Annotated in this window: 6 protein-coding genes and 1 pseudogene; 6 read left to right on the forward strand and 1 reads right to left on the reverse strand. The window is 76.0% G+C overall.

Annotated elements, in window-relative coordinates; translation table 11 throughout:
- The 4 genes from AC2CHG_RS28700 to AC2CHG_RS28715 all read left to right on the forward strand — a co-directional run.
- Positions 1 to 282: cytochrome d ubiquinol oxidase subunit II (locus AC2CHG_RS28700; RefSeq protein WP_484525970.1), on the forward strand; the 282-nt coding region annotated here is incomplete at its 5' end.
- Positions 279 to 1,958, forward strand: a complete 1,680-nt coding sequence (gene cydD, locus AC2CHG_RS28705) for a thiol reductant ABC exporter subunit CydD (RefSeq protein WP_262012587.1) — start codon at positions 279 to 281, stop codon at positions 1,956 to 1,958. The genes AC2CHG_RS28700 and cydD, both read left to right, overlap by 4 nt.
- Before the next feature lie 127 nt (positions 1,959 to 2,085).
- Positions 2,086 to 3,861 carry a thiol reductant ABC exporter subunit CydC gene (gene cydC / locus AC2CHG_RS28710; RefSeq protein WP_484525971.1) on the forward strand — a complete coding sequence of 592 codons (1,776 nt, stop codon included), beginning with the start codon at positions 2,086 to 2,088 and terminating at the stop codon, positions 3,859 to 3,861.
- 62 nt (positions 3,862 to 3,923) lie between these two features.
- Entirely contained in the window at positions 3,924 to 4,607 is a 684-nt protein-coding gene (locus AC2CHG_RS28715) for a permease prefix domain 1-containing protein (protein ID WP_262012588.1), read from the forward strand.
- A 21-nt stretch (positions 4,608 to 4,628) separates the two neighbouring features.
- Here AC2CHG_RS28715 and AC2CHG_RS28720 read toward each other — a convergent pair whose 3' ends face one another.
- Positions 4,629 to 4,970: a PadR family transcriptional regulator gene (locus AC2CHG_RS28720; RefSeq protein ID WP_194798637.1), complete on the reverse strand. Its 342-nt coding sequence runs from the start codon at positions 4,968 to 4,970 to the stop codon at positions 4,629 to 4,631.
- 145 nt (positions 4,971 to 5,115) lie between these two features.
- Between AC2CHG_RS28720 and AC2CHG_RS28725 the strand changes: the two genes are divergently transcribed.
- On the forward strand, positions 5,116 to 6,072 hold the full coding sequence (locus AC2CHG_RS28725; RefSeq protein WP_355506752.1) for a DNA primase: 957 nt from the start codon (positions 5,116 to 5,118) through the stop codon (positions 6,070 to 6,072).
- Between the two features lie 40 nt (positions 6,073 to 6,112).
- Positions 6,113 to 7,269 (forward strand): annotated as a pseudogene (locus AC2CHG_RS28730) (transposase); the annotation flags it as partial.

Consider the following 7,269-nt stretch of genomic DNA (forward strand, 5'->3'; position numbering starts at 1 on the left):
GCGCTGCGGCGGGGCCGGGCCCTGGCGGCCTTCGCCGCGACCGCGACGGCGCTGGCGCTGCCCGCGCCGCTGATCGGGGCCGCGCTCTGGCCCCGGATCCTGGTCTCCACCACCGACCCGGCGGCGTCGCTGACGGTGGCCGAGGCGGCCGCCAGCCACCCGACGCTGGCGCTGTTGGGATGGCTCGCGCTACCGCTCCTGCCGGCCCTACTAGGCTTTCAGGCGATGTGCTGGTGGGTTTTCCGGGGACGGATCGACGGCAGGGCACCGGTGTACTGGTGAACCGCCGCCCGTTCGACCCGCGTCTGCTGCGTCGGGTCCCCGCGGCCCGGCGCGACCTCGCCGTGCTCGCGGTGCTGGGCGGGCTCACCGCGCTGCTGGTGATCGCTCAGGCCACCGCGCTGGCGACGCTGCTGGCGACGGCGTTCGACGGGCGGCTGCACCGGCCGGCGCTGGCCGGTCTCGTGGCCTCTGTGGCCGGGCGGGCGCTGGTGAGCTGGGCGCAGGGCACAGTCGCGGCGCGGGCCGCCGCCACGGTGAAGGCGGCGCTGCGAGCCGACCTGCTCGGCGCGGTCGGCCGGCACGGCCCGACCTGGGTCGCCGGGCAGCGGGCCGGGCAGCTCGCCACGCTGGCCGGGCGCGGCCTGGACGCGCTGGACCCGTACTTCACCGGCTACCTGCCGCAGCTCGTGCTGAGCGTCACGGTGCCGGTGGCCGTGCTGGCCCGGATCGTGTTCGCCGACTGGAGCTCGGCGCTGATCATCGCGCTCACCATCCCGCTCATCCCGATCTTCGGCGCGCTGCTCGGCTGGCAGGCGCAGGCCGCCACCGAACGGCAGTGGCGCCGGTTGTCGCTGCTCGGCGGGCACTTCCTCGACATGGTCGCCGGGCTGCCCACGCTGCGCGCGTTCGGCCGGTCCCGGGGGCAGGTCGACGTGGTACGCCGGATGGCGGACGGCCACCGCCAGGCCACCATGAAGACGCTGCGGATCGCGTTCCTGTCCGCGCTGGTGCTGGAACTGGTCGCCACGCTCTCCGTCGCGCTGGTCGCGGTGCCGGTCGGCATCCGGCTGCTCGGCGGCGGCCTCACGCTCTCCACCGCGCTGCTGGTGCTGCTGCTCACCCCGGAGGCGTACCTGCCGCTGCGGGCCGCGGGCAGCCGGTTCCACGCCAGCATGGAAGGACTCACCGCGCTGGACGAGGCGCTCACGCTCTCCGCCACCGACGCGCCCGCCACCGCCGAGCCGCGCCGCCCGGCGCCGCGCGGCCGGGGTGAGATCCGCTTCGAGGGCGTCACAGTCGCGTACGACCGGACCACCGCGCTGCGCGACGTCACGCTGACCATCCGGCCCGGCGACCGGGTGGCGATCATCGGGCCCAGCGGCGCGGGCAAGAGCACGCTGCTCAACCTGCTGCTCGGCTTCGTCGCACCGACCTCCGGCCGGGTCACGGTCGACGGGGTGGACCTGGCCGGCGTCGACCTCGACGACTGGCGGCGCGAGCTGGCCTGGGTGCCGCAGCGGGCGCACCTGTTCGCCGGGTCGCTGGCCGACAACATCCGCCTCGGCGCACCGGACACCTCCGATGCCGCGCTCGCCGCGGCGGTCACCGGCGCCGCGCTGGACGAGGTGGTGGACGCCCTGCCCGACGGGCTGGACACCCGCCTGGGCGAGCGCGGTCACGGCCTGTCCAGCGGTCAGCGGCAGCGTGTCGCGCTGGCTCGCGCGTTCCTCCGGGACGCACCGATCGTGCTGCTCGACGAGCCGACCGCGCGGCTGGACAGCGCCAGCGAGGCGGTCGTGCTGGACGCGACCCGGCGGCTGGTCGCCGGGCGTACCGCGCTGCTCGTCGCGCACCGGCCCGCGCTGCTCGCCGACGCCGACCGGATCCTGCGCGTCGAGGACGGCCGGGTCACCGAACTGCACCCGACCGCCACCGGACCGGGAGTGGCCCGATGAAGCCCGTCTCCCCCGCCGGTGCCCCGGCGAGCCCCGTCTCCCCCGCCCGACCGGCGGTGACCCGGTGACCGCCGGCGACGGCGTGACGCCGGTGGGCCGGGAGCCGGCCGGGCCGACGGGGGTTGCGGTGACGGCCTCCGGCTCGCCGGAACCGCCCGCGCCCGCCCGGCCCGGCGCGGAACGGGCGGTGCTGCGTCTGGCCCGGCCCTACCTGAGCCGGCTGCTCGGCGCCGGGCTGCTCGCCGCCGCCACCGAGTTCGCCGGCCTGGCGTTGATGGCCACCGCCACCTGGCTGCTGATGAGCGCCGCCGGCCGGCCGCCGCTGGACCGGCTGACGGTGGCCATCGTCGCGGTCCGGGCACTGGCGGTCAGCCGGGGCGTGTTCCGGTACACCGAACGGCTCGCCGGGCACGACGCCGTCCTCCGCATGATCACCGACGTGCGGGCCCGCGTCTTCGCCACGCTCGCCGCCCGGCGCGAGACCGGTCGCCGTACCGGGGACGCGCTGAGCCGGCTGGTCTCCGACGTGGAGGCGGCCCAGGACCTACTGCTGCGCGTCCTCGTACCGGGAGCGGCGGCGGCGCTGGTCAGCGTGCTCGCGGTCGGCGTCGCCGCGTTGATCTCGCCGCCGGCCGCCGGTGTGCTCGCGCTCGGCCTGCTCGTGGCGGGAGTGGCGCTCCCCGCACTCGCCGCCCGGATCATCCGCCGCGCCGCCGACGAGGTGGCCCCGCTGCGGGGCGCGCTCGCCGTGGACGCGGTCGACCTCACCCACGGCGCCGCCGACCTGGCCGCGTTCGGGGCCACAGGCACCGCGCTCGCCGCCGCCGACGAGCGGGCCGGACGACTGGCCCGGCTGGAACGCCGGCTCGCCGCGACCGGCTTCGCGGTGGACGCGCTCGGCGTCCTCGTCGGTGGCCTCACCGCCGCCGCCGTGGTGGTCGTGGCGCTGCGGGCCGAGGTCGGCGGCGTGCTGGTCGGCGTCCTCGCGGTCGGCTCGCTCGCCGCCGTGGAGGTGGCGCTCGCGCTCGTCGCGGCGGCCCGCCAGCGTACCCAGCTGCGGGCCGGGCTGGCCCGGGTCGCCGACCTGCTCACCGAGCCCGGCCCGGCGGCGCCACCGGACGCGCCGGAGCCCACTGTCGACGGCCACGACGTGCGGTTCGCCGACGTGACGGTCCGCTACCGGGCCGGCGCCGCCCCCGCCCTGGCCGGGTTCGACCTCGACCTGCCGGCCGGCCGCCGGGTGGCGGTGGTCGGGCCGAGCGGCGCCGGCAAGAGCACACTCGCCGCCGTGCTCACCGGCGCGGTACGCCCCGACACCGGCCGCGTCACCGCCGGCGGCGTGCCGGTGTCCGAGATCCCGGCCGAACACCTCCCCCGGGTGGTCGGTGGCCTGCTCGCCGAGGCGTACGTCTTCCACGCCACGGTCGAGGAGAACCTGCTCCTCGGCCGCCCGGACGCCACCGAGGCGGACCTGGTCGCCGCGACCCGGGCGGCCGGCCTGCTCGACTGGGTACGCGAACAGCCCGACGGCTGGGACACGGTGGTCGGCGAGCAGGGCGGGCAGCTCTCCGGCGGGCAACGGCAGCGGCTCGCGCTGGCCCGGGCGCTGCTGGCCGCCCCGCCGGTGCTGGTGCTCGACGAGCCGACCGAAGGGCTCGACCCGGCGGCCGCGGACGCGGTGCTGGACTCCACGCTCGCCGCCACCCCGGCCGGGCACTCGGTGCTGCTGATCAGCCACCGGCTCAGCGGCCTCGCCGGGTTCGACGAGATCGTGGTGCTCGAAGGCGGCCGGATCGTGCAGCGCGGCCGGCACGACGAGCTGGTGGCACGCCCCGGCTGGTACCGGGAGCAGTGGCTGCGCCAGGAGGCGGCCGAGCGCGGCTACCTGGCGATCACGCCCTGACGCCCGGCCGATCGGGGTTTTCCCTGACGCGGGTTGTCGCCCTCCGGTGGCAGGCTTACCCCATGCGGGTGCATGAGGAGGCAGTGGTCGACCGCCGGCTGCACGAGTTGTCCACGCGGTTGCACGGGCCGAACCGGCTCAAGACCGACCTGCTGACCGAGGCGCGGCACGCGCTGGAGGACGCCGTCGAGGCGTACCGGGAAGGGGGCCTGCCGCGCGCGGAGGCGCAGCGGCGGGCGGTCGCCGAGTTCGGCAGCGACGCCCAGCTCGTGCCGGGTTTCCAGGCCGAGCTGGCCGTCGGCGCGCTGCGCGGGCTGGCGCTGCGCACGCTCGTGGTGGCGGTGGTGCTCATCGCCGCCGGTGACCTGACCTGGCAGGGGTCGAGCTGGAGCGACGGTCCGCCGCCGCCGCAGACCTACCTGCTGCTCTCCGCCGCGCTGAACGGCATCTGGGGCGTGGTCGCCGCGCTGGCGCTCGTCGCGCTGCTGGTCGGTCCGCTGGTCGCCCGGTGGGGTTCACCGCGGCTCGTCCGCCCGGCGCGGCTGATCGGTTTCGGTCTGACCGGCAGCCTGCTGCTCGGCGCGGTCGCCGGCGGCGCGCTGTTCGGCTGGTCGATCGGGCTGTGGGACGCCGCGCTCACCTGGCCACCCCTGGTCATCGGGATGGTGGTGGTCTCGGCGGCCTGGTTCGCGCTGGCCCGGGCGGCCCGATGCTGGGTGCTCGCCGACCGCCGGTTGGCCGGCTGAGCGGCTGCCGGCGCGCCCCCGTCAGGCCGGTGCGGTGGGTGGCTCGTCCGCGCCGAGGAACCGCCCGACGGTGGCGCTGAACTCGTGCCAGCCGGCCCGCTCCCCGGCGAGCGCGCGGCCGCCGGCCTCGGTCAGCTCGTACGTGCGGCGCTCCCGGCCGTTGACGGTGCTCCACGTGCTCGCCACCAGCCCGGCCCGCTCCAGCCGGCGCAGCGCCGGATAGATGGTGCCGGTGGGCAGATCCAGCGTGCCGCCGCTGCGGGCCCGCAACGCCTCGATGATCGCGTAGCCGTGCAGCGCGCCCCGTTCCAGCACGGCGAGCAGGAGCGCGTCCAGGTGTCCGTGCAGCGCCTGCGCCTTCATGTGTAGCAACGCTACTTGTCGTGCCGCCGCGACGCCAAGGGGTGCGACTCCCGGTCGGAACCGTCGCCCACTAGGGTATGTGCGCAGAGTCACTCGGCGGCGCGACGCCGCCGGGTGGGCAACCCGAACGCACACGGAGGTCAGCGTGGCCCGCCAGTCGCCCCAACGGCCCGACGCCGACGAGCCCGAGCTCGACGACACCGACGCCGCCGCCGCGGCCGACGAGGTCGAGGAGGACCGCCCGCCGGCGGACCGCGCGCTCTGGGAAGAGGTGCGGATCGACCCGGTGGAGATCGCCCTGCCCGCCGGCACCGGCTTCACGCTGCGGGCGTACCGGCCGGCGCGCGAGCTGACCCCGACCGACGTCGCCGAGCGCGACCAGGACGACCCGTTCCTGGCCCGCCGCCAGGTCGTCGAGACCGAGGAGGACGAGGAGGTGGTGATCCTCGACGAGGAGTTCGCCGCCCTCTCCGCCGAGGAGGACGACGAGGACGAGGAGAAGGACGCCAAGTCCCGCCGCAAGGGCAAGGCCGACGCCTCGGACGAGGAGAAGGCCGAGGACGACGAGGACGACTCCGAGGCCGAGGACGAGGACGACGAGGACGAGGCGGGCGACGAGGAGGTGCCGCTCTTCCTCACTCACAAGGGCCGGCTCCTGCTGTTCAAGACCCCCGAGTCATTGGTCACTTTCATCCGTTCCGGTGCGCCGAACGATCTGTCCCAGCTGGACAGTTGGAATGAACTGTCCGAACGGCTGGAACCGGCCGACATCGCCCCGCTGGACGAGGACACGTACGAGCTCGACCTGGTGGTCGAGAACCTGCGCGGCGGCCACGACGCGTGGGACCACGAGCTGCTCATCGAAGCCGGTGAGATCGCCCGTGACCTGGCGTACGCCCTGCGGCTACCCGCCGTGCTGGACATGCTCTCGGCGGGCTCCAGCCTGGACGACCTGGACGAGGCTCTGCGCGCTTCCGTCAACGGTGGCGTCGGTGGTTTCCTGGGTCGGCGCCGGCTGAAGAAAATCGGGGCACAAACCGCAAGTTTGGGTTGGCGCACCATTGTCGGCAAGATCTCTGCGGTTGTGGACTGGCGCGACTGACCCGGAGCGGGGAGCATCAGTCTCTGGCAGAGCAAGACCTGTGTCCCGGGAGGAGGACGACGCCGTGGCGCTCGTGCGCGTGTACTGCGGTCTGGCCTCGGCAGATCCGGCCGACCGAACGGCTTCGGCCGGAACGACGCTGACGTCCGCTGTGGTCGACGACGCAGGCCGTCTGCTGCACGTCTGCGAGATCGGTGACGATCCCGCCGGTTACGCCCGGCTGGTCGCGCTGCTGGTGGAGCGGTCCGGCGGTCCGAGCGGCGCGGCCATCGCCGCCGACAGCGACGACCACATCGTCACCTCGCTGCTGAGCGCCGCCGGCCGGCCGCTGGCGATCGCCGACGACGACTCGGTCGACGACTTCGCCGAGCGCTTCGCCGACGACGACTCCCTGGAGGAGATGCAGTCCCCGCCCGCCGAGCGTCGCGCGGTCGGGCTGGCCCGCGCGCTCCAGGCCGGCGCGCTCTCCGCGGTGACCCTCCCGGCACCGCGTGAGCTGGCCGGATACACGCAGGTCCTGGCCGCGCACGCGGCGCTGGCGAGTGGCCGGCACTCCGCCGCGGTGACGCTGCGCGAGGTGCTCCGCGAGCTGTACCCGGCCGCGCTGCGGGCCTACCCGGATCCTGCCGACCGGATCGCCCTGGCGGTGCTCGACGCGCTGCCCGAGCCGGGCATGCTCACCGGCCCCGCGGGCCGTGGTGGCGCGCCGGCCGCCGACGCGGTCGTCGCGCATCTGGCCGGCGAGGGAGTGGCCGACGCCGACGCCGTCTCCGACGCGGTGACCGCGCTGCGCGTCGCCATCTCCGAGACGCCCCGGCGGGCCACCGTCAACCGCACGCTCACCGCTGCCGTCGCCGAGACCGTGCGGCAGGCAGTCGCCTCCGTCCGCACGTGTGACGCCGGCTGCGACGCGCTCGTCGGCGCGCTCGCCGAACGCACCGCTCCCGCTCCCGCGACCGGCCGCCGGGCCGCCGCGCGACGGGGCGAGCAGGTCGACGAGCTGGCCCCGGCGCCCGCGGCCGATCTGCGTCCGGTGCGCTCGATCCCGCCGGAGCCGATCGCCGAGCCCCACCTCGGTCGTCCCGAACCGGCCGGCGCACCCGAACCGGCCGGCCGTCGCGGCCGTCCCGAGCAGGTCCCCGGTGGGCGGCGCAGCCGTCCGGAGCCGGTGTCCGGGCCGGCCCCCACGACGACGCC

The organism is Micromonospora sp. ATLC20, from assembly GCF_057196585.1.

Coding starts and splice junctions, on each gene's coding strand:
- AC2CHG_RS28715 (WP_262012588.1), top strand. CDS start 3,924: ATGCGGGTGCATGAGGAGGCAGTGGTCGACCGCCGGCTGCACGAGTTG.
- AC2CHG_RS28720 (WP_194798637.1), bottom strand. CDS start 4,970: ATGAAGGCGCAGGCGCTGCACGGACACCTGGACGCGCTCCTGCTCGCC.